The sequence below is a fragment of the Variovorax sp. 10N412 genome (genome assembly GCF_056394985.1).
In genome coordinates this window covers 1-21,698 of the sequence record NZ_JBFTIO010000014.1, presented here as the reverse complement: position 1 = coordinate 21,698, position 21,698 = coordinate 1, and the positions used below count along the sequence as shown (strand labels likewise).

The following is a 21,698-nucleotide window of genomic DNA, read 5'->3' as shown; positions in this document are numbered from 1 at the left end:
CTCAGCCCTCGTACTTCCTGCCGGGCGTGGGCGGCTCGACGATCTCGTTCTCGTCCAGGCGAAACACCTGCTCCAGCCCGTAGCCCGGCGCGGCGTCGCGCGCGCCGATCTTGGCGAAGTAGAACGAGCCGATGCCCTGGTGGTCTTCCTTTCGCACGCGGTAGGGCCCGGCCGCGGTGTCGAACTGCAGGCCCTCGAGCGCGGCGATCACCGCGTCGGTGTCGGTGGAGCCGGCCTTCTTCACCGCGTTGAAGATGCCCAGCGCCGAACGGTGCGAGGCCTGCACGATGCCCGGCACCCACGGCGTGCCCGCCACCTTCAGGATGTATTCGCCGAGCTGGCGGCTCACCGGGAACTGCGTCTTGAACGGCTCCAGCTCGGGCGCCCAGAAGGTCACGCCCCAGAGGTTCGCGGGCGTGGACTTCTGCATGGCCTTGGCGATCATCAGCTCGGTGCCGGCCTCGCCGATGGCCTTGAACTTCTTGTCCAGCCCCACCGCGCGGCCCTGCTGCAGCAAGCTCACGCAGGGCGCAGCCGTGAGGCCGATGAACAGGCCGTCGGCGCCGGAGTTCATCAGGTTGTTGATCTCGATCTTGTAGTCGGCCTTGTTCAGGCTGGCGTACACCGGCTCGGCCACCTTGATCTGGCGGCCGGCCTTGGCCGCCGCGGCCAGCGCGCCGGCTTTGAAGTAGCGCGCCACGTCGCGGCCGTTCTCGCTGTCGGGCGCGATGACGGCCCAGGTGCCCACGTCGGCGAACCGGGTGGTCATCAGGTTGCCGATGCCGCCGTACAGCATCAGCGCGTTGGACGACAGCCTGAAGAAGTTGCGGCTGAAGTTCTCGTGCGTGACCGACATCACCGTGGGCGCGGGCGCCACCACCATGCTCTTGAGCTCGCCAAGAATGGGCGCGATGGCCAGTGCCATGGGCGACTGCCCGGCGCCCACCGACAGGTTGACACCCTCGCCCGCGAGCTCGCGCACGGAGTTCACCGCGCCCGCGCTGGTGAACTTGTCGTCGCGCACCACGATCTCGATCTGGCGGCCGAGCAGCCCGCCGTTGGCGTTCCATTGCAGCTGCGCGGCCTTGATGCCGTTGAGCCAGGCGGCGCCCGCCTCGGCGCCGATGCCGCTCATGGGCAGCATGGCGCCGATCTTCACGGGCGCGCCCTGCGCGCGCAGCGGGCGTGCGCCGGCGGCGCCCAGCACGGCGGCCGCGCCGGCGGCCTGGAGAAGGGTTCTGCGTCGGAGGGTCATGGCATGGTTCCTTGTGTGCTCACAGCGAAATCGACTTGCCGGGCGACGGCGGTTCCGCCACGTCGGCTTCGTTGTAGGCAATGGCATCGACGATGCCGTAGCCGGGCTCGGCCTCGCGCGTGCCCACCTTCGCGATGTAGGCGGTGCCCAGGCCCTGGTGGTCTTCCTTGCGCACGTGGTAGCTGCCCACCGCGGTGTCGAAGCTCAGGCCCTCGAGCGCGGCGACCACGGCGTCGGTCTCGGTGTTGCCGGCTTTCTGTATGGCGTTGAAGAGCGCCAGCGCGCAGCGGTGACTCGACTGCACGATGCTCGGCGGGTTCTTGTCGCCGGTGAGCTTCACGTAGGCGTCGTACAGCGGCGTGCTCATCGGGTTGCGCTTGCCGGCCTCGGTGCCCGGCACCCAGTAGCTGATGCTCCAGAGGTTGGCCGGCGTGGACTTCTGCATGGCCTTGGCGATCATCAGCTCGGTGCCCGCGTCGCCGATGACCTTGAACTTCTTGTCCATGCCCACCGAGCGACCCTGCTGCAGCAGGCTGATGCAGGGCGCGGCCGTCAGGCCCACGAACAGCCCCTGCGACGGCGCGTTCATGAGGCTGTTGATCTCGACCTTGTAGTCGGCCTTGTTCAGGCTGGCGAACACCGGCTCCAGCACCTTCACCTGGCGCCCCGCCTTGGCAGCGGCACGCTGCACGCCGGTGGTGAAGAAGCGCGCCATGTCGCGCCCGTTCTCGCTGTCGGGCACGATGCACGACCAGCTCTGCACCTCGCTGAAGCGCTCGGTCAGCATGCCGCCGATGCCGGCGAAGGCGATGTACGCGTTCCACGACAGCCGGAAGAAGTTGCGCTGGAAGTTCTCGTGCGTGAGCGACATCACCGTGGGGCAAGGCGCGACCATCATCGCCTTGAGTTCCGGCAGAATGGGCGCGGTGGCCAGCGCCATCGGCGACTGCGAGCCGCCGATGAGCAGGTTCACGCCGCTGCCCGCCAGCTCGCGCGCGGCGGCCACGGCGCCGGCGCTGGTGAACTTGTCGTCGCGCACCACCAGCTCGACCTGCCGCTTGAGCACGCCGCCCTTGGCGTTCCACTGCTCGGCGGCGACGCGAGCGCCGGCCAGCCATGCGGCGCCGGCCTCCGCGCCGATGCCGCTGAGCGGCAGCATCACGCCGATGCGCACCGGCCCACCCTGCGCGCTGGCGGTGCGCAACGCAGGCCAGCCAAGCACGCCGGCGGCGCTGCCCACGGCGGTGGCCCGAACGAAATGACGCCTGTTGATGGCCATCGATGTCTCCTTCGTTGACGCGCCGGCCGGTGTTTGCTCGCCGCGTTATTTGTTATAACAGATGACAATTTACGACTTGGCGCGTGGCGCTGTCACTGGCGTAAACCCGAAGGCAGGCGCGTTCCGGCGCGCGGACGCTGGTGCCGCGAAGGAAGAGGAAGGAAAACGAAGCCGCGCCCAACGTGGGCGCAGGCGGGCCGCTCAGCGCGCCAGGCAGCGCATCAGCACGCAGCGCAACCAGCGGTTGGCCGCGTCGTTCTCCGCGCTGGCGTGCCAGTACATGTACGCGTCCATCGACGACAGCGGCGCCGGAAACGCCATCACCTGGTTGCCGAACTGCCGGTTGGCCATGTGCGCGTAGCTCTCGGGCATCGTCAGCACCAGATCGGTCTGCGACACGGTGCGGCACGCCGCAAAGTAGAACTGGCAGCGCAGCGCCACCTGGCGCTGCACGCCCATGCGGCGCAGCTCGATGTCCTCGAAGCCCGGGCCCTGGCGGCGCGAGGTCACCAGGATGTGGCGCTGCGCCAGGTAGGTGTCCAGGTCGATCGCGCCGTCGATGGCCGGGTGCCCCTTGCGCGCCACCACGGCCATGCCGTCCACGCTGATGCGCTTGACCTTCACCGCGTCGGACAGCGGCAGCAGCACGTCGATGGCCATGTCGAGCGTGCCGGCCGCGAGTTCGCTCTCCAGGCTGCGGCGATTGGCGCGCACGCTGGACACCTCGATGCCAGGCGCCTCGGCGGCCAGCGCGCGCATGAGCGGCGGCATCACCGTCGACTCCATGAAGTCGCGCAGCCCGATCACGAAGCGCTTGCTCGCGCTGGCGGGCTCGAAGCTCTGCGTGTCGTTGAGCAGCGAGCCGATGGACTGCAGCGAGCCGCGCAGCGGGTCGATCAGCCGCTTGGTCAGCGCGGTGGGCACCATGCGGTGGCCCTGCCGCTCGAACAGCGGGTCGTTGAACAGGTCGCGCAGGCGCGCCAGCGCATGGCTGATGGCCGGCTGCGTGAGGTGGAGCTTTTCCGCGGCCCTGGTGATGCCGCCTTCGGTGTAGATGGTGTCGAGCACCACGAGCAGGTTCAGGTCGACGCGCGAGATATGCATTTGCTGTATCCAGGTCCATTCCAAGTATTCATTGGCCGCCGGGGCGTGGCTGCCCTTAGGCTGTGGCCAGGAACGCGCGCCATCATGCGCGAGATGGCGCCCGCGCGCATTCACCGAGGAGACAAGCACCCATGAGCACCATCGAGGAGTTCGCCGGCACCACCGAGGTCCAGGAACGGCAGCGCTTCGACGAGACCGCCCTGCGCCACTGGTTTGCCGCGCGCGTGGACCCGGGCGCCAACGCGGGGTTTCGCGTGTCGCAGTTCAAGGGCGGCCAGTCGAACCCCACCTTTCTGGTGGAAACGCCGAAACGGCGCTACGTGGTGCGGCGCAAGCCCTCGGGCGAGCTGCTCCCCTCGGCGCACGCCATCGACCGCGAGTTCCGCGTGATGAAGGCGCTGGCCGACACCGGCGTGCCGGTGCCGCGCGTCCATGCGCTGTGCGAAGACTCCGATGTGATCGGTACCGCCTTCTATGTGATGGACTGCGTCGACGGCCGCATCCTGTGGGACCCGAAGCTGCCCGGCATGGCGCCGGCCGAGCGCGCCGCGGTATGCGACGACATGAACCGCGTGCTGGCCGCCCTGCACGACGTCGATGCGAACGCGGTGGGCCTGCATGACTACGGACGGCCCGGCAACTACATCGAGCGCCAGCTCGCGCGCTGGAGCAGGCAGTACCGCGCCAGCGAGACCGAGCGCATCCAGGCGATGGAACAGTTGATCGACTGGCTGCCACGGCACATGCCGCCGGAGAACGCCGCGCGCATCGTGCACGGCGACTTCCGGCTCGACAACCTGGTGTTCGCGCACGACGCGCCGCGCGTGGTCGCGGTGCTCGACTGGGAGCTGTCGACGCTGGGCGATCCGATGGCCGACTTTGCGTACCACTGCATGGCGTGGCAGCTGCCACCGCCCTTTCGCGGGCTCGGCGACCTCGACGCGAAGGCGCTCGCGCCGCTCGGCCTGCCCGACGAGCACACGTACCTTGCGCGCTACTGCGAGCGACGCGGGCTGGCCCCGGTGCCGGCGCAGACCTGGCGCTTCTACACGGCGTTCAACCTCTTTCGCGCCGCGGCCATCGCCCAGGGCATCATGGGCCGCGCGCTGGCGGGCAATGCCTCGAACGAACGCGCGCTGGACGCGGGCCGGCAGGCGCGGCAGCTGGCCGAACTCGGCTGGCAACGCGCAGACCGGGCCTGACCGCATGACCGCGTCGCCCTACGCCCAGGCTCAGACCCACGCCCAGGCCCAGGCCCAGGCCCACTCTCAGGCACCCTGGCTGCGCGGGCTGCGCGTCGGCGTTGCGGACAGTGCCGCCGCGGCGGCCTGGCTCGCGCAACTGCTCGGCACGCCGCTCGCGCGCGACGGCGGCGACCACTGGCCACGCCTGGGCTTTGCAAGCCGCTGGCTCGAGCTGCGCACCGGCTCGGGCGCCGCGCTCGAACTGCACTGCGCGGACCTCTCGCGCCAGCGCACCCACCTGCAGCGCCTGGGCATCGACCCGACGGACGACAGCGCCGTCGGCTGCGCGCCGCGCCTGCGGCTGGACCCGATGGACACGGGCGCGTGCACGGTCGATCTGCGCGAAGGTCCGGCATGCGGGCTTGCGCGGGACGAAGCGCCGAAGGCAAACGCACCCGGCGTGGCCAGCGCCGTGTGGTGCGGCCTGGAGCTGGCGGTGCGCTCACCCGAACGCGTCGCCCTGCACTGGGCACAGCTCTTTCACTCGACCGTCACCCGCGCCGCAGGCGGATTGCCGGCGCTCGCGCTGGAAGGCCTGGACTTGCGCTTCGTGCTCGCCCGCGACGGCCGTGCCCGCGTCAGCGCCATCCACTTCGCGGTACCCGACGTCGCCGCGCTGGCGCAGCGAGCGTCGTTGCAAGGCATGCAAGCGGTGGCAGACAGCGAGGGATGCACCGGCTTCGAGGCCCACGGCCTCCGCGCGAGCCTGCGCCAAGCGAATGAAGCGACTTGAATGGGTCAGGCAAAAGCCCCGGCGTCGGCCGCCAGTCGCAACAACAGCGGCGCGGGCTGCCAGAAGCCCTCGTCCTGCAAAGCAAAGCGGCGCATGGCCGCCACCACGTTGTAGAGCCCTGCCTGCGAAGCGCAATGCATGGGCCCGCCACGCCAGCGGGGAAAGCCCAGCGTGGAAAGAAAGATGAAGTCGATATGCGCGGCGTGTGCCGCTTTGCCTTCCTCGAGCAGCCGAGCGCCCTCGTTGACCATCGCATAGACAAGCCGCTGCACGATCTCTTCGTCGGCAACAGCTGGCGTGGTCGCAGACGCGGAAGCGTTTGTAAGCGGCGCCGCTGAAACCTCCGGCGCAAAGCCGTAGTGCGCCATCGCACGCGAGATCTGCCCCGGCGACACGCCGGCCTGCATCAGCCACGCAGCCTGGCGCCGGTACTGCGCCAGCATCCGCTCGCCAATGACGGCATCGCCCGGCCCGCTCGCCTTCTTCGCCGCACGCTCGGCGAAGAACGCATGGCGAAGCGCGGCGCTCTCTGGCGTCCACACCAACTCCGTCACCGCCTGGCGTTCGTAAGCCACCGCGGCATCGAAGGGCAGCCGCACCGACTGGGCCACGCAGTCCAGGCAGCGCAGCGGTGCCGGGTAGTGCTGCGAGCTCGCGGCCACGGCGTTGCGCGCAAAGTGCAGGTAGCCCTGCGCGTCGGCATGCGCCACGGCCAGTTCGCGCGAGCGCGGCAGCGGCCGTGCATGCGCCTTGTCTCGCGCGAACAAGATGGCCGCCGGCAACACGTCGTGCGCCACCAGCGCATCGAAGAGCCGCTGGCCCGGCAGCGCGAACAGGCGCTCGCTCGTCACCGTGTCGCCCGTCACGATCATGTTGAGCGCGGCCTCCAGCCCGATCAGCGGGGGCAGGCGCTGCGTGCCGGTCGCGCCCGGCAGAATGCCGATGCGCACCTCGGGCAGCGCCACCTGCGTTCCCGCCTGCACGATGCGGTAGTGGCAGCCCATCGCCAGCTCCAGCCCGCCGCCCATCACCACGCCGTGAATCGCGGCAACCACGGGCTTGGTGGCGCCCTCCACCAGCGCGATCACGTCGACGAGTCCGGGCGCGGTGGTGGCTTCGGGAAGATTGAATTCGCGGATGTCTGCACCGCCGCAAAAAGCCCGGCCCGTGCCGGCGAGCACGATGGCGACCACCGCCGCATCGGCCTGCGCGCGAAGCATCGAATCGGCGACGAACCGGCGGTTGCCCAGCCCGAGGCTGTTGACGGGCGGGTTGTCCATGGTCAGGACGGCAACGCCGTCTTGCACTTCGTAGCTTGCGGTCACGGTGTCCTTTCGGTGCGGGTCGCCGCCATGTTCGGGCACGCGCGGCGCGCGGGCATCAACAAGCCGCATGGGCCCGATGAAAAGCCTGCATGCCGCAAGCCCCTTTCGCGGCCGGCCAGGCGGCACCATTGGCGCATCGCCATTTCAAGCCTTGCCGCCATGCCCTTGCTGAACAAAGACAACCTGCTCGAACACGTCGGGCAATCGATAGGCACGTCGTCGTGGGTGGAGGTGCCGCAGTCGCGCATCGACGCCTTTGCCGACTGCACCGAGGACCGCCAGTGGATCCACATCGACGTGGAGCGCGCCCGACGCGAAAGCCCCTTCGGCGCGCCCATTGCGCACGGCTTTCTCACGCTGTCGCTGCTCCCCATTACCTCCTACGAACTGCTGGCCGACCTGAAGGCGACGAAGTCGGTCAACTACGGCATGGACAAGCTGCGCTTCATGTCGCCAGTGGCCGCGGGCTCGCGAGTGCGAAACCACATCAAGCTGCTGGCGGCCGAGCCACGCGACGACGGCTGGACGCTCCTTCGCACCGAGAACACGGTGGAGATCGAAGGCCAGGCCAAGCCGGCGCTGGTGGCGGTGTCGCTGGGCCTTTTCTCCTGGGCCTGAACGGCCGCTATTTTTCAACCCGACGACCGAAACCTAGACACCATGGAATTCGAATACACCCCCAAAGTGCAGGATCTGCGCAAGCGCCTTCTCGCCTTCATGGACGAGCACATCTACCCGAACGAGAAGCGCCGCGAAGAAGAAGCCCACCGCTCCTACCTGAACGCGCAGAACGGTGGCAGCTACACCACGCTGCCGCTGATGGAAGAGCTCAAGCCGAAGGCGCGCGCCGCGGGCCTGTGGAACCTGTTCCTGCCCGAGGCCGCCCACGGCGCGGGGCTGACCAACCTGGAGTACGCGCCGCTGTGCGAGATCATGGGCCGGCGCTACTGGAGCGCGGAGGCCTTCAACTGCAGCGCGCCGGACACCGGCAACACCGAGGTCATTGCGCGCTATGGCTCGCCCGAGCAGCAGGCGCGCTGGCTGCAGCCGCTGCTGGAAGGCGAGATCCGTTCGTCGTTCGCGATGACGGAGCCGGCGGTGGCCTCGTCGGACGCCACCAACATCGAGTGCCGCATTCGCCGCGACGGCAGCGACTACGTGATCGACGGGCGCAAGTGGTACATCACCGGCGCCATGAACGAGCGCTGCAAGCTCTTCATCCTGATGGGCAAGACCGACCCCGACAACGCCGATCGCCACCGGCAGCAGTCGATGATCATCGTGCCGAGCGACACCCCCGGCATCACCGTGGTGCGCGACATGGCACTCATGGGCCACTACGACGCGCCCTTCGGCCACCCCGAGGTGCTGTTCGAGAACGTGCGCGTGCCGGCCTCGAACCTGCTGCTGGGCGAAGGACGGGGCTTCGAGATCGCGCAGGGCCGCCTCGGCCCGGGGCGAATCCACCACTGCATGCGCATGATCGGCATGGCCGAGTCGGCGCTGGAGATGATGTGCGAGCGCGTGGTCTCGCGCGTGGCCTTCGGCAAGCCGCTGGCCGAGCAGGGCGTGTGGCGCGAGCGCATCGCCAAGGCGCGCATGCTGATCGACCAGACCCGCTGGATGGTGCTCCACGCGGCCTGGCGCATGGACACCGTGGGCAACAAGGTCGCCGCCAAGGAGATCGCGATGATCAAGGTGCTGGCGCCCAACAACTGCGTGCAGGTGATCGACGATGCGATGCAGGCGTTCGGCGCGGCCGGGCTGAGCCAGGACACGCTGCTGACGTCTTTCTACGCCTATGCGCGCCACCTGCGCGTGGCCGACGGGCCCGACGAAGTGCACCGCAACGCGATCGCCAAGCAGGAGCTGGCGAGCTACCGGGTGCCAGTGAACGCACGCTGACCGGAACCTGGCGCGCCGGCGCGCCGTGCGCACCGGCTGCTCAGTTCACGGCCATCGACGTGGCCGGCTCCCGCAGCATGCGGCGCAGCAGCTTGCCGTTCTCCGAAGACGGCAGGCCGTTGCGGAAGATGACGGTGCGCGGCACCTTGTAGTGCGACATGTGCTGCAGGCACCACTCGATGATCTTCTGGTCGGCGCGGTCCTTGGTCTGGCCGGCGTGCACGCGGGCCGCGGCCTCGTCCTTGAGCACCACGTAGGCCTGCACGGCCTCGCCCCGGTCGGGGTCGGGCAGCCCGACCACCGCCGCCTGGCGCACGTCGGGGTGCATGCCCAGGATGGCCTCGACCTCTTCGGGGAACACGCTGTAGCTCCAGACCTTGATCATTTCCTTGGTGCGCCCGAGGAAGGTGAGGTAACCCTGCGCATCGACCACGCCGACGTCGCCGGTGCGCAGCCAGCCGTCCAGCAGCATGGCCTCGGTGGCTTCACGCTGCAGCCAGTAGCCCTTGTAGCGGATGGGCCCGCGCAGCAGGATCTCGCCGCGCTGGCCCGCAGGCAGGTCGCACCCGGTCTCGGGGTCGACGATGCGCAGTTCCACGCCCGGCGCCGGCTTGCCGTTGGTGCCCCACCGGATGGCGTCGGGCGGCATCAGCGTGTCGCAGGTGTGGGTTTCGCTCAGCCCGTAGCCGGCCTCGTACACCAGGCAGCCGTTGGCAAAGCGGCTCCAGCGCGCGGCCAGCGCCTCGGTCAGCGGCACGCCGAAGCTGGTGCCGACCGTGGTGCGCAGCGACGACAGGTCGAAGCTCGCCGCGTCGTCGCAGGCCATGGCCGAAGGCAGCGACGGCGCCATCGTGTACCACCACGTGACCCTGAAGGCCTCGATGGCCTGCAGCACGGCGGTGGCGTCGAAGCGGTTGAGCAGCACCACCGTGGCGCCGCAGTACACGGGCAGCGCAAGCCCGGTCATCATTCCGGAGATGTGGTGCAGCGCCACGTCGGCCAGCATGACGTCGTCGGCACCGATGCGAAAGCTGTCGGCGCTCACCGCCGTCTTGAACAGCGAACACTCGTAGCTGATCATCGCGCCCTTGGGCAGCCCGGTGCTGCCCGAGGTGTAGGCCATGAGCGCCACGTCGTCCATGGCGATCGTGTCCGCCGGCTCGAAGCGCCCGGCCTCGGCCAGCGCGTCGGCGAAGTCGATGGCGCCGGCGGGCAGCGGCGGGGCGCTCTCGTGCGGCAGCCGCAGACAGGCGGGCACGTCCATGGCGAGCGTGGCGGGCAGCATGTCGCCGCTGCGCACGGCGTACAGATGCGCCACGGTGCGCATCGCGTGCGAGCCGAGCACCACCTTCAGCAGCGCCTCGCCCGCGACGATGGCGCTGGCGTCGAGCTCGCTGAGCTGGTGCTCCAGCTCGTAGGCCTGCGCGTCGGGGTTGCAGGGGCTCACGATGGCGCCCAGCTTCTGCGCGCCGAAGTGCGCAATGAGGTACTGCGGGCAGTTGTGCAGGAACAGCGCCACCACGTCGCCCTGGCCGATGCCGCGCCCGCGCAGGCTTTGCGCGAAGCGGTCGCTCAGGTCGTCGAGCTCGGCCCAAGAAATGCGCCGGCCGTACCAGATGACGGCCGCCCTGTCGGGCGTGTTGCGCGCGTGAAGACGCAGATACTCATGCAGCGGCTGCAGGCCGTGGCGGTAGGCGATCATTCTGGGCTTGTCTCCGAGTCGATCTGCTCGTCCGGGTTGCGCCCGTGTCGCGGCGCCCCGGTTTGTTCGCCATCATGCGGCGAAGCGCCAGCAGCGGCAAGGCATGCCCGATGAATATTCGGCATGCGGGTCCATGTTCGCGGTGCATGGTCGTGCGGCATGCAAGGCCAGCGCTGCGGCGCCCCCCGCTCAGGCCAGCTGGCTGCTTGCGCGGCGCGTGGCCGTGGTGGCCATGGTGGCTTTCGCCTGCTTCGTGTCTTTCGAGGCCTTGGCTGCCGTACCCCGCTCGGCCGGCTCCGCCTGCGCCTCGTTGCGCTCGCGCAGGTACGCCAGGATGGGCGCCGTGGTGCGGTCGATCTCGTCCTGAATACCGCGCCGCGCCACGTCGCCGTCGTGTTTGCGCAGGCCGCGCAGCACCATCAGGTGCGGGTGCTGCTTGCGTGGCTGGTCGAGCGCGTGGGTCTGCAAGGCCTTGAACAGCGGGCCGCATTGCAGCCACAGGCCTTCCACCACGCGCAGCAGCACCGGCATGCCGGCCAGCGCGCACACCTCGATGTGAAAGCGCTCCGACTCGAGCAGCTCGCCGGCCGTGTCGCCGGCCTCGCGCAGCGCGGCCATGCGCTCGTGGATGGCGTCGAGCCGGCGGATGTCCTCGGTGCCTGCGCGCAAGGCCGCGCGCGACGCCGCCTCGCCTTCGAGCATGAGGCGCAGCGTGCGCACCTCCGCGAAGCGCTCTTCGCTCATCACCGGCACCCGCACCGAATGGTGGCCGACCTGTTCGAGCGCCTGCTCGGAAATCAGCCGCGCCAGCGCCTCGCGCACGGGCGTGGGGCTGATGCCCATCTCGGCCGCGAGGTCGCGCAGCTTGAGCTTTTCGCCCGGGGCGAAGCGGCCGGCCTTGAGGTCGCGGCACAGCCGGTTGTAGGCCTGCGCGTTCAGGCTGTCGCGGGTAAGAAGGTTGTCGTCCATGGCGTGGAGCGGCACGCGGCAGCGTGCACGTTGTTTCTTTGCAAATAGCGTATATGTTATTTCTTTCCGCGGCGAGCCCTGCGATGCCGTGGCGGGCAAACGTCAGCGCCCAGTGAAGGCCGGTGCGCGCTTTTCAAGGAAATGCGCCACACCTTCACGGAAGTCCTCGCTCGCGAACGAGGCCCCCATCTCTTCGTCGGCACGGCGCCAGGCGGTGTCCAGGTCCTGGAACAGGCTGTCGTACACCTGCTGTTTGATGACGCCGATGGAGCGCGGCGAAGCGCTGCGCGTCATCTCGCGTGCCGTGGCCTGCACCTGGGCAAGAAAACCTTCCGCCGGCAACGGCTTCACCAGGCCCAGCGCGGCCGCCTCCGCCGTCACCAGCGTGCGCGCCGACAGCAGCAGGTCGAGCGCGTTCGTCGGCCCCACCAGCCGCGGCAGCATCCACGAGATGCCGTGCTCGGCGATGAGCCCGCGCTTGGCGAAGGCGGTGGTCAGCTTCTGTCCCTCGGCCATGTAGCGAAAGTCGCAGAACACCGCCATGCACAGGCCGATGCCGGCAATGGGCCCGTTGATGGCCGCGAACACCGGCTTGCGCACGCGCAGCAGGTAGCTGAAGCGCCAGGCGTAGTTGGCCTCGATGCCGGTGCCGGGGCCCGGCGCCGGGGCGGATTCGGTCGTGTCCTGCGATGCCGCGCCGGCGGCACCCGCCTCCAGGATGTCCATGTCCGCCCCCGCGCAAAAGCCCCGCCCCGCGCCGGTCACCACGATGGCGCGCACGGCTTCGTCGGCCTGCGCCGCCTCCACAGCTTGGCGAAACTCGCTCTCCATTCGGTGGGTCCAGGCGTTGAGCCGCTCGGGGCGGTTCAGCGTCAGGGTGAGCACGTGCCCGTCGATGGCGGTGGTGATGTCCTGGTAGCTCATGGATGCGTGTCCTCTGCTTTTTTCTTCAGTGCAATTGCCGTGCGTACTTTGGCCTTCAGGCCTCGCCGCCGATGGTGGCGCCGCCGTCGATCACGAGCGTGGTGCCGGTGATGAAGCGCCCCGCGTCCGAGCCCAGCAGCAGCGCCGCCCCGGCAATGTCCTCGGGGTCGCCGATGGCGTTCAGCGGGCTCGACGCGAGCGCGGCGGCCAGGGTCTGCGGGTTGTCCCACAGCGCCTTCGCAAAGTCGGTCTTGATGAGTCCGGGCGCAATGCAGTTGGTGCGAACGCCCTGCTTGCCCCACTCCAGCGCAAGGTTGCGCGCCAGCTGCATGTCGGCCGCCTTGGAGATGGCGTACGCGCCGAGCACGCGCGAGCCGGTCAACCCTGCAATCGAGCTGATGATGACGATCGAGCCGCCGCCTCGCTCGGCCATGCCGGGCGCCACGCGGTTCACCAGCCACAGGTTGGAGCGGATGTTCACATCCATCACCTTGGAGAAGGCCTCGTCGCTGATGCCCAGCATCGGGCCGTAGTACGGGTTGACGGCCGCGTTGCACACCAGCACGTCGACCGGCCCGTAGACCTCCTCGGTGCGATCGACCAGCGCGGCCACCTGCTCCTTGTTCGAGATGTTGCAGGGCACCGCAGCAGCCTCCAGCCCCTCGCCGCGCAGCTGCGCCACCACCGCCTCGCAGGCGTCGGCCTTGCGGCTGGTGACGATCACGCGGGCGCCCGCGCGGGCATAGGCGATGGCAATGGCGCGGCCGATGCCGCGCGACGAGCCGGTGACGATGGCGGTCTTGCCTTTGAGAGAAAAGCGGTCCATTCGGGGGTGCTCCGTTCAGCGGTTGACGAACTTGGGGGCGCGCTTTTCCACGAATGCGCGCGCCGCTTCCTGGTGGTCTTCGGTCATGCCGCAGCGAATGTGGCGGATGGCCTCGTGGTCCAGTGCCTGCGCCAGCGTGGCGCCCTGCTCCGCCGCGTTGAGGTTGGCCTTGATGTGGCCCAGCGTGATCGACGGGCCGTCGGCCAGCTGACGCGCCAGCGCGCGGCCTTCGGCGTCGAGCTCGGCGTCGGGCACCACGCGTGTCACCAGGCCCAGCTGCAGCGCTTCGTCGGCCTTGAGCACCGGCGACAGCAGCGCGAAAGCGCGCGCCCGTGGGCCCAGCAGCTTGGTCAGGAAGTAGGTGCTGCCGAAATCCCCCGACAGCCCGACCTTGGCGAAGGCCGAGGTGAGCTTGACGGTGTCGCTGGCCAGCAGCAGGTCGCAGGCCAGCGCCAGCGACAGCCCCGCGCCGGCGACCGCGCCGCGCGCCACGGCGATGGTCGGCTTGGCCATTTCGTGCAGCAGGCGCGCGCATTCCATGTGCTCGCGCAGCTGCAGCGTGCGCGACTCGAGCGTATGGCGGCTGGCGTCGTCGTCGGCCATGGCCTTCACGTCGCCGCCCGCGCAGAAGCCGCGGCCCGCGCCGGTGAGCACCACCGCGCGCACCCGGGTGTCGACGGCCGCGCGGCGCAGCGCCGCAAGCAGCGCCTCGGTCATCGGCACGGTCAGCGCGTTCAGCCGCTCGGGCCGATTCAGCGTGAGCGTGAGCACGCCGTGGTTGAAGTGCTCTGCGAGTTCGTCGAACTGCTGGGTGGAAGTCGTCATCCGCTTGTCTCCTGCAAAGGTTGTCGTGGAAATCTCGAAGTCAAAGCGCACCTGAGGCACGCAGGGCGTCGACGCGCGCGTGCGCATAGCCGAGCCATTGCGCAAGCACCTCGCCGCTGTGCGCGCCCACGTCGGGCATGGCGCCGCGAATGGACAGCGGCGTGTCCGACAGGTGAATGGTCACGCCCTGCACCGGCACCGCGGTGTCGCCGAACGCGATGTCGGCAATGGCGCCGCGGTGGCGCAGCTGCGGGTTGTCGACCACCTCGTCGACGGTCGCGATCTTGGCGCAGGGCACGCCTTCGGCCTCCAGGCGCGCGACGATGTCGTCGGCGTCGTGCGCGCGCATCCATTCGGCGACGATGCCCTCGACCGCGTCGCGGTGTTCGAGGCGCAACGCCATGGAGGCGAAGCGCGGGTCGTCCAGCAGCGCGGGCTGCTTCATGGCGCGCACCACGCGCGGAAACATGTTGTCGTCGCCGCCCACCATCAGCACATAGCGGGCGTCGCCGGTGGCGAAGGTGTTGGAGGGGGCTACAAAGCGGTCCCGGCTGCCCACGCGCGTCATGGTGGTGCCGAAGAGCTTCTGCTGCGGGATGGCCGTCATCAGCATCGAGGTGGCGCTTTCCAGCAGCGACACGTCCACCAGTTGGCCCTTGCCCGAGGCATGGCGCGCATTCAGCGCGGCCAGGATGCCGAGCGCGGCGTACATGCCGGTGGTGTAGTCGCACATGAACGAGCCGATCATGGTGGGCGGGCCGTCTTGCGCGCCGGTCATGTCCATGAGCCCGCTCATGGCCTGTGCCACGCCGTCGAAGCACTGCTTGCCGGCCAGCGGGCCGTCCTGCCCGAAGCCGGAGATGCGCGCCATGACCAGCCGGGGGTTGAGCTTGTGCACCGCGTCCCAGCCCAGGCCCATGCGCTCCATGGTGCCGGGGCGAAAGTTTTCCACCAGCACGTCGGCCTGCGCCACCAGCTCGTGCAGCACCCGCAGGCCGTCTGCATGGCGCAGGTCGATGGCCAGGCTCTTCTTGTTGCGGTTGACCACGAAGGTGTACAGGCTCTGACCGTTCACGGCGGGCAGCGCGCGCCGCGCGTACTCGCCCTCGCCGGGCGGTTCGATCTTGACCACCTCGGCGCCCATGTCGCCGAGCATCATGGCGCAGTAGGGCCCGGCGATGAAGCGCGAGAGATCGAGCACGCGCACTCCGGCAAGCGATGTCATGGGTCGGCCTTGTCTCGTTGATTTCGTAATTTGTTATATCATATTCAAAATTAGAAGAATTCGGCAACCCATGAATTCAAGGAGACACGCTTGACGACGACCACATCCGCGCCCGGGGCCCGCCCTGCGCACTACCTTCGCCTGCGCCAGCTTTGCCTGGTTGCACGCGAACTCGCCCCGGTGGAGGAAGACCTGTGCGCCGTGTTCGGCGTGCGCGTGTGCCACCGCGACCCCGAGGTGGGCCAGTTCGGCCTGCACAACGCGCTCATGCCCTTCGGCACCAGCTTCGTCGAGGTGGTGGCACCGCTGCAAGCGGGCACCACGGCGGGCCGCTACCTGGAGCGGCGCGGGGGCGACGGCGGCTACATGGTGATCCTCGACAGCGAATCGCTGCCGCGCTGGCGCGCCCACGTGGCGCGCATCGGCGTGCGCATTGCCGCGCCGCTGGCCCTGGGCGACTACGAGGGCATGCAGTTGCACCCGCGCGACACCGGCGGTGCGCTGCTCGAGATCAATACCACCCGCAACGGCGCGGACCTGCACGGCCCCTACTGGCCCGCCGGCCCGCACTGGCCCGATGCCGTTTGCGACGCGCGGGTGCGCGGCATCGCGGGCGCGGTGCTGCAGGGCGACGCCCCCGAGACATTGGCCGAGCGCTGGGGCCGCATCCTGGAGCGCACCGTGCACCACGGCACGCAAGACAGCGAACCCACGGCAGACCCGTTTCTGCCACTCGACAACGCCACGCTGCAGTTCATGCCGCAGCACGACGGCCGGGGCGAAGGGCTGTACGGCATCGTCGTCGATGTGCAGGACGCGCAGGCCGCAAGCGCCATCCACGCCACCGCGCGCGAGCGCGGCCTGAAGACCGACGCCGCGGGCGTGCACGTGGGCGGCGTGCATTTCATGCTGCGCATCCACCACTGAGCCCGAGAGGAAAAATTCATGGACCTGGCTTTCAGCGCCGAAGAGCGCGCCTTCGCCGACGAGGTGCGCGCCTTCATCAAGACCCACCTGCCGCGCGACATTTCACGGCGCGTGGCGCACGACCTGCACCTGCACCGCGAGGACTTCATGCGCTGGCAGCAGATCCTCGGGCGGCGCGGCTGGCACGCCTACACCTGGCCAGTGTCGCAAGGCGGCCCGGGCTGGAGCGCTACGCAGCGCTACATCTTCGAGACCATCAGCGCGGAGCTCGACTGCCCCACCATCCAGCCCTTCGGGCCGCGCATGGTGGGCCCGGTGATCTTCAACTTCGGCAACGAGGCGCAGAAGGCCCAGCATCTGCCAGGCATTCGCGACTCGACCACATGGTGGTGCCAGGGCTATTCGGAGCCGGCCTCGGGCTCCGACCTGGCTTCGCTGGCCACGCGCGCCGAAGACCGCGGCGACCACTACCTGGTGAACGGCCAGAAGATCTGGACCTCGTACGCGCACTACGCCGACTGGATGTTCTGCCTGGTGCGCACCAGCCGCGACGCCAAGGCGCAGCACGGCATCTCGTTCGTGCTCATCGACATGAAGTCGCCCGGCATCGTGGTGCAGCCGATTCCCATGCTCGAGGGCACGCACTCGTTCAACGCCGTGTTCCTCACCGACGTGAAGGTGCCAAAGGCCAACCTGGTGGGCGAAGAAGGCCAGGGCTGGAGCTATGCCAAGTTCCTGCTGGAGCACGAGCGCGTGGAAAACTCCAACATCGGCTTCTCGACCTTCGCCATGCGGCGTCTGCACCGCGTCGCGTCGAGCGTGACGCAGCGCGGCAAGCCGCTGATGGAAGACGCTGTGTTCCGCGCCAAGGTGTCGGGCGTCGAAGCGCAGCTGAAGGCGCTCGAAGTGACCACGCTGCGTGCACTGTCCAGCATGGGCAACGGCAGTTCGCCGGGCGCGGGCCTGGCGTCGGCGTTGAAGATCCGCGGCACGGAAATCGGCCAGCGCATCACCGAGCTCATCTTCGAGGCCGCGGGCCCCGAAGGCCAGGTGCTGGACCCCGCCCTCATGCGCGGCGAAGGCGAGCTCGACGGCATCGAGGCCAGCGTGCAGGGCGCGGCGCCCAACTACTTCTGGCGCCGCGCGATGTCGATCTACGGCGGAAGCAACGAGATCCAGCGCAACATCATCGCGAAGCGCGAGTTGGGGCTCTAGATGATCGCCGACGAACACGTCGATAGGCGCTCCTGTCACGATCGTGAACTCCGTGGGGCGGTTTCAGCCGTACTCCGAAACATGGGGCGTGATCGCGCAGACCCCATTGCACGCGCCGTGGGTTGCCATCTCAGAATCAGGTCGACAACGCAGCCAGCACGCGCCCGCACAGATTCGCGACCAGCGACTCGGGCTGCGAAGGCAGCTTGTCGCCACGCCACACGACGTGCTGATCCGCTCGGCAGAGCACCAGCTTGTGGACGTACGCGGCGGGCAGCGTCTCGGTTGTCACGTCGATCAAGGTGAGCGGCATGCCCGCGCCTTGGGCTGCGGCTTGCAGCGCGTCGACGTCGACCGCCGGGTCACTCCGAAGCAGTGTGTAGCCAGCACCGAAGGCATCGTAGAGCGAGCGCCCGTCGGCCAGCCAGAAATGCGGCGCGCGGCACCCTGGAACGGTCGAGGGCGTGAAGCTTCCCATCGCGTAGCCTGGTGGCTGCTCTTCGTCGGTGGCGATGATGGGCGAACCGGTGTAGTAGTAGCCAAAGTTCAGTCCGGCACAGCAGAACTGCTGCACGTTGAGCTCGTAGGCTTCGCGTCCCAACTCTGCGCGCAGTGCGTCGCCTGTGGGTCCAGGTGCCTCGATGTCCTGCGGCACCGCGCGGCGAGCACGGATCATCTTCTGCGCATGGTCCATGGCAAACCGTGACACCTGCTCAGTGATCGGTCGGCGCTCGGCCTCGTAGGCGTCGAGAATGGCTTCGTCCGCCCAGCCTTGAACTGCCGCGGCCATCAGCCAGCCCAGATTGATGGCGTCGGCGATGCCGGCATTCATGCCATACCCTGCGTAGGGAACCCACAGGTGCGCCGCATCGCCCGCGAGGAACACGCGCCCCTCGCGGAAGCGGTCAGCCACGAGACGCCGTCCGACCCAGTCTTCCTTGCTGATCACTTCGTAGCCGAAGTCGTCACCGACGCCGAGAATTTCGCGGATCGATCGGTCGCGATCGACCGAATCGAACTCGGGCTCGTCGGCGTTGAGATGGTTGTGCACCAGCCAGGTGTCCTGCCCGTCGATTGCAAACATGGTGCCGCAGCGCCGCGGATTCATCGAATAGTAGGACCATGCCGGCTTGCCCGGCAGCAGCGCGCGCAGTTGCGGAGCCCGGATGCAGGTCGATTGCACACGCTGGATCACGGGTGTGCCTTCCAGCTTTGCGCCCATCTGCTTGCGCACCCCCGAGCTGCCGCCATCGCATCCGGCCAGGTAGCGACTGCGCACGGTGCGGGTCGCACCCGTGTCGAGATCAACCAGGGCAGCTGTCACGCCCTGGTCGTCCTGAGCGAAAGATGTGACCTGCGTGCGATTGAGCAGCGTCACGCCAGGCAGCGCCGCGGCATGCTCGAGCAGGATCGGCTCGAGATATATCTGATTGATGCGATGCGGCGGCTCCGAGGTCGGCCACCAGCCGTCGGGGCCTTCGGTTTCCGTGAAGCGGTCGCGCCGGCAGGGGATCGGAATTCGCGTCAATTCAAGGCCGGTGGCGCTGGTGCGAAATACGACATCGTTCGGGTAGTCCGCCGGCAGACCCGCGTCGCGCAGCTTCTGCGCAACGCCGAGCCTGCGGAATTGCTCCATGGTGCGGGACGCGACGTGGTTGCACTTCACGTTGGGCGGCTCCGCGTAGTGGCGAATCTCGGCGATGACCACACGCACGCCGCGGGAAGCCAGGTCCATCGCCAGAGTGAGGCCCACGGGGCCAGCACCCACGATCAACACGTCGGTATTCAATGTTTCCATGTCCAGGGTGTCCTCAATCGAGCTTGATGTGGGCGGTGCGGATGACCTTGGCCCATTTCGTGGTTTCCGACGCTATGTAGGCGCCGAAGGCGGCAGGCGTGCCCGGCGACGGCTCCACGCCAAGGTTGCGCATGGCAGCCTGTATCTGCGGATCGGACAGCGCGGCGTTGAGCTCGGCGTTGAGCCGCGCCACGATGGCATCGGGCGTGCCCGCGGGCGCGACCAAGCCGAACCAGCCGGTCGAGTCGTACCCTGACAGGCCGGACTCCGACACGGTTGGCACGTCGGGCAGCATCGGCAGGCGCTGCGGGCTGGTCACGGCATAGGCGATCAGCTTGCCGGCCTTGATCTGCTGGAGAGCGGAAGGCAGGTCAACCATCGCCAGCGGAATCTGGCCACCCAGCGTGTCGAGCGCGGCAGGCCCGGAGCCTCGGTAAGGCACCTCGGTGAATCGCGCGTCTGCCATCTGGCCGAACAGCGCAACCGACAGATGCATGGCTGTGCCGTTGCCGCCGTGCCCGATGGACAACTTGCCCGGCTCCTTGCGTGCGAGAGCGATCAGTTCGGACTGCGTGCGCGCCGTCATCGAAGGGTGACCGATGAGGACGAACGGAATGGCGGCCACCATGCCGACCGGCTTGAAGTCCTTCGCCGGGTCGAAGGGCATCTGCGCATAGAGGCTTACGTTGGCCGACAGTCCGCCTGCAGCGCCCAGGCCGAGGGTGTAGCCGTCACCTGGTGATTTGGCAACCAGCGACAAGCCGACGTTGCCGCCAGCGCCCGGACGGTTGTCGACGATCACTGGTTGGCCCAGTTTCTCGTTGAGGCGGGGCGTGAGCATCCGTACCACCGCGTCGGTGCTGCCACCCGGCGGAAAGGTCACGACGACACGGATCGGCTTGGCTGGAAAGGCCGTGGGTGCCTGCGCCGCAGCGGGACCGGCGACCCAGGGCGCAAACAGGGCGGCGACCAGAAGCGCGGCAAAGAGCCCTGTGCGGCGACGTTGGATGTGATGCATGCGATGTCTCCTTGCTTGTAGTTGCACCCATTGAACACCGCAGCGATTCATTCGTAAATCAACAAATTCAGAAGCAAATATGATGTTCTCTGATGAATCCGACCTTCACCCCCAGCATTCGACAGCTGCGCGCTTTCGTGGAGGTGCATCGCCTGCGCAAGCTGAGCGCCGCTGCGGAAAGGCTCTTTGTGACTCAGTCTGCCGTGAGCATGCTGATCCGCCAGCTCGAGGAAGGGCTGGGCACCCGGCTGTTCGATCGGACGACGCGCTCGCTGCAGCCGACCGCCGCGGCGGCCGACATGCTCCCGATAGCGGAGCGCATCTTGCGCGATGTCGACGCGCTGTCCGGTGGCTTTCGCGAACTGTCGACGCTCAAGCGCGGGCGCATCTGCGTGGCGATTACACCGACCCTGGCGTCATTCCTGATGCCCTCCGCGATCCGCAGCTTCATGGAGAGCCATCCGCAGGTGCGCATCGTCGTCGACGACTGTGCACCCGATCAGTTCATCGCGCGGATCATCGCCGAGCAGGTCGACTTCGGCATCGGCACGCCCGAGCGGCCAGGTGCCGAAGTCGAGACGCAGACCCTCTTGCGCGATCACCTGGCGTTGGTGTGCCTACGGGATCACCCGCTGGCGCAGGCCCGCGCGGTGCGTTGGGCGGACCTGGCAAATCATCAAGTCATCACGGTACGGCCCGGCTATGGCATCCGGTCTTTGATCGACGCCACCGCGGCGCGCGCCGGCGTCGAGTTGAAGGTGATGAACGAAGTGTCGTTCCTGTCGACAGCGCTGTGGATGACGGCCAGCGGCATGGGCGCGTCGATCATGCCCTCGGCCTACGCGATGGCCGCGAGCGACGACTCGCTCGTGATCCGCCCGATCAGCGCGCCGCGCGTGTCGCGCGATGTCTTTGTGGTCCAAAAGCGAGGCCGTTCGCTGTCGGCCGCCAGCGAAAGCTTCATTGCGACGCTTCGTCGGGTCCGCTCCAAGGAAGGTCTCATATAGGCGTCGGCGCGCGTGGCCCAGCAAGATGCTTCGACTGCGCGCCCCGAAGAGATGCTTGCGGAGGACTCTCGGCACCCGGCTCCCTAAGCTGGAAGCGGCTGCCCTCGAGTCGCCGCAACCTCGTGAAGCCTGAACCGAAAGGTCTGCTCCAGGGGATTGCTGAGCCACGACCGTCCAGCGCTTTGTGCCGTGCCATGTGCCTTTTGCCATCTGAGCGAACGCTCGGAGTCGGCATGCGAACAGCCGTCTCGATCCGGGCTGTCTTCCAGTTGCCAGGCGCTGAAACATGCGATCAGCTCGGCCGCGTCGGGAAACGCTTCCTCCAGATGCCCCACATAAACACTGGTGGCCACCATCGTGTCTTGCAGGGTCGGACGTGCCCCTTCAATCGTTGCGGAGAAGACGCGTCCGCTGCCA

At 68.3% G+C, this 21,698-nt stretch carries 20 protein-coding genes; 7 read left to right on the top strand and 13 right to left on the bottom strand.

Annotation, left to right across the window (positions count from 1 at the left end):
• Position 1 precedes the first annotated feature (1 nt).
• From AC1DJH_RS25055 to AC1DJH_RS25045, 3 genes are all read right to left on the bottom strand, one after another.
• Positions 2-1,255, bottom strand: a complete 1,254-nt coding sequence (locus AC1DJH_RS25055) for an ABC transporter substrate-binding protein (protein WP_478187552.1) — start codon at positions 1,253-1,255, stop codon at positions 2-4.
• A 19-nt stretch (positions 1,256-1,274) separates the two neighbouring features.
• Positions 1,275-2,534: an ABC transporter substrate-binding protein gene (locus AC1DJH_RS25050; protein ID WP_478187551.1), complete on the bottom strand. Its 1,260-nt coding sequence runs from the start codon at positions 2,532-2,534 to the stop codon at positions 1,275-1,277.
• Positions 2,535-2,735: 201 nt separating this feature from the next.
• A complete protein-coding gene (locus AC1DJH_RS25045) occupies positions 2,736-3,638 on the bottom strand; it encodes a LysR family transcriptional regulator (RefSeq protein WP_472123480.1) in 903 nt (300 codons plus the stop codon).
• Between the two features lie 131 nt (positions 3,639-3,769).
• Here AC1DJH_RS25045 and AC1DJH_RS25040 point away from each other — a divergent pair, with 131 nt between their 5' ends.
• Together AC1DJH_RS25040 and AC1DJH_RS25035 are read left to right on the top strand one after the other, a co-directional pair.
• Positions 3,770-4,840 (top strand): phosphotransferase, encoded by a 1,071-nt coding sequence (locus AC1DJH_RS25040; protein ID WP_478187550.1) that lies wholly within the window; start codon positions 3,770-3,772, stop codon positions 4,838-4,840.
• Entirely contained in the window at positions 4,755-5,615 is an 861-nt protein-coding gene (locus AC1DJH_RS25035; RefSeq protein ID WP_478187670.1) for a hypothetical protein, read from the top strand. Before AC1DJH_RS25040 ends, AC1DJH_RS25035 begins: the two co-directional genes overlap by 86 nt.
• Positions 5,616-5,620: 5 nt before the next feature.
• Here AC1DJH_RS25035 and AC1DJH_RS25030 read toward each other — a convergent pair whose 3' ends face one another.
• Positions 5,621-6,940 (bottom strand): enoyl-CoA hydratase-related protein, encoded by a 1,320-nt coding sequence (locus AC1DJH_RS25030; RefSeq protein WP_478187549.1) that lies wholly within the window; start codon positions 6,938-6,940, stop codon positions 5,621-5,623.
• Between the two features lie 159 nt (positions 6,941-7,099).
• Here AC1DJH_RS25030 and AC1DJH_RS25025 point away from each other — a divergent pair, with 159 nt between their 5' ends.
• Positions 7,100-7,558, top strand: a complete 459-nt coding sequence (locus tag AC1DJH_RS25025; protein WP_472123469.1) for a MaoC family dehydratase — start codon at positions 7,100-7,102, stop codon at positions 7,556-7,558.
• Between the two features lie 42 nt (positions 7,559-7,600).
• Positions 7,601-8,845: an acyl-CoA dehydrogenase family protein gene (locus AC1DJH_RS25020; protein WP_478187548.1), complete on the top strand. Its 1,245-nt coding sequence runs from the start codon at positions 7,601-7,603 to the stop codon at positions 8,843-8,845.
• A gap of 40 nt (positions 8,846-8,885) precedes the next feature.
• On the opposite strand, the gene AC1DJH_RS25015 is transcribed toward AC1DJH_RS25020, so the two are convergent.
• The 6 genes from AC1DJH_RS25015 to AC1DJH_RS24990 form a co-directional block, all read right to left on the bottom strand.
• Positions 8,886-10,547 (bottom strand): AMP-binding protein, encoded by a 1,662-nt coding sequence (locus AC1DJH_RS25015; RefSeq protein WP_478187547.1) that lies wholly within the window; start codon positions 10,545-10,547, stop codon positions 8,886-8,888.
• 189 nt (positions 10,548-10,736) lie between these two features.
• Positions 10,737-11,516, bottom strand: a complete 780-nt coding sequence (locus AC1DJH_RS25010; RefSeq protein ID WP_478187546.1) for a GntR family transcriptional regulator — start codon at positions 11,514-11,516, stop codon at positions 10,737-10,739.
• 102 nt (positions 11,517-11,618) lie between these two features.
• The gene (locus AC1DJH_RS25005; RefSeq protein ID WP_478187545.1) at positions 11,619-12,440 is read right to left on the bottom strand and encodes an enoyl-CoA hydratase; all 822 of its coding nucleotides are present in this window, start codon (positions 12,438-12,440) and stop codon (positions 11,619-11,621) included.
• A gap of 55 nt (positions 12,441-12,495) precedes the next feature.
• The gene (locus AC1DJH_RS25000; protein ID WP_478187544.1) at positions 12,496-13,266 is read right to left on the bottom strand and encodes an SDR family NAD(P)-dependent oxidoreductase; all 771 of its coding nucleotides are present in this window, start codon (positions 13,264-13,266) and stop codon (positions 12,496-12,498) included.
• A 15-nt stretch (positions 13,267-13,281) separates the two neighbouring features.
• Positions 13,282-14,091 (bottom strand): enoyl-CoA hydratase-related protein, encoded by an 810-nt coding sequence (locus AC1DJH_RS24995; protein ID WP_478187543.1) that lies wholly within the window; start codon positions 14,089-14,091, stop codon positions 13,282-13,284.
• 40 nt (positions 14,092-14,131) lie between these two features.
• Positions 14,132-15,316 carry a CaiB/BaiF CoA transferase family protein gene (locus AC1DJH_RS24990; protein WP_472123448.1) on the bottom strand — a complete coding sequence of 395 codons (1,185 nt, stop codon included), beginning with the start codon at positions 15,314-15,316 and terminating at the stop codon, positions 14,132-14,134.
• Between the two features lie 90 nt (positions 15,317-15,406).
• On the opposite strand from AC1DJH_RS24990, the gene AC1DJH_RS24985 reads away from it, so the two are divergent.
• The gene (locus AC1DJH_RS24985; protein ID WP_478187542.1) at positions 15,407-16,243 is read left to right on the top strand and encodes a VOC family protein; all 837 of its coding nucleotides are present in this window, start codon (positions 15,407-15,409) and stop codon (positions 16,241-16,243) included.
• An 18-nt stretch (positions 16,244-16,261) separates the two neighbouring features.
• Positions 16,262-17,458 (top strand): acyl-CoA dehydrogenase family protein, encoded by a 1,197-nt coding sequence (locus AC1DJH_RS24980; RefSeq protein ID WP_478187541.1) that lies wholly within the window; start codon positions 16,262-16,264, stop codon positions 17,456-17,458.
• A gap of 136 nt (positions 17,459-17,594) precedes the next feature.
• On the opposite strand, the gene AC1DJH_RS24975 is transcribed toward AC1DJH_RS24980, so the two are convergent.
• Both AC1DJH_RS24975 and AC1DJH_RS24970 read right to left on the bottom strand, forming a co-directional pair.
• The gene (locus tag AC1DJH_RS24975) at positions 17,595-19,256 is read right to left on the bottom strand and encodes an FAD-dependent oxidoreductase (RefSeq protein WP_478187540.1); all 1,662 of its coding nucleotides are present in this window, start codon (positions 19,254-19,256) and stop codon (positions 17,595-17,597) included.
• Positions 19,257-19,269: 13 nt separating this feature from the next.
• Positions 19,270-20,274 carry a Bug family tripartite tricarboxylate transporter substrate binding protein gene (locus AC1DJH_RS24970; RefSeq protein ID WP_478187539.1) on the bottom strand — a complete coding sequence of 335 codons (1,005 nt, stop codon included), beginning with the start codon at positions 20,272-20,274 and terminating at the stop codon, positions 19,270-19,272.
• Between the two features lie 92 nt (positions 20,275-20,366).
• Here AC1DJH_RS24970 and AC1DJH_RS24965 point away from each other — a divergent pair, with 92 nt between their 5' ends.
• Complete coding sequence (locus AC1DJH_RS24965; RefSeq protein WP_478187538.1) at positions 20,367-21,281, top strand: LysR family transcriptional regulator; 915 nt, start codon at positions 20,367-20,369, stop codon at positions 21,279-21,281.
• A gap of 83 nt (positions 21,282-21,364) precedes the next feature.
• On the opposite strand, the gene AC1DJH_RS24960 is transcribed toward AC1DJH_RS24965, so the two are convergent.
• The coding region (locus tag AC1DJH_RS24960; RefSeq protein WP_478187537.1) for a hypothetical protein at positions 21,365-21,698 on the bottom strand (334 nt) is incomplete at its 5' end.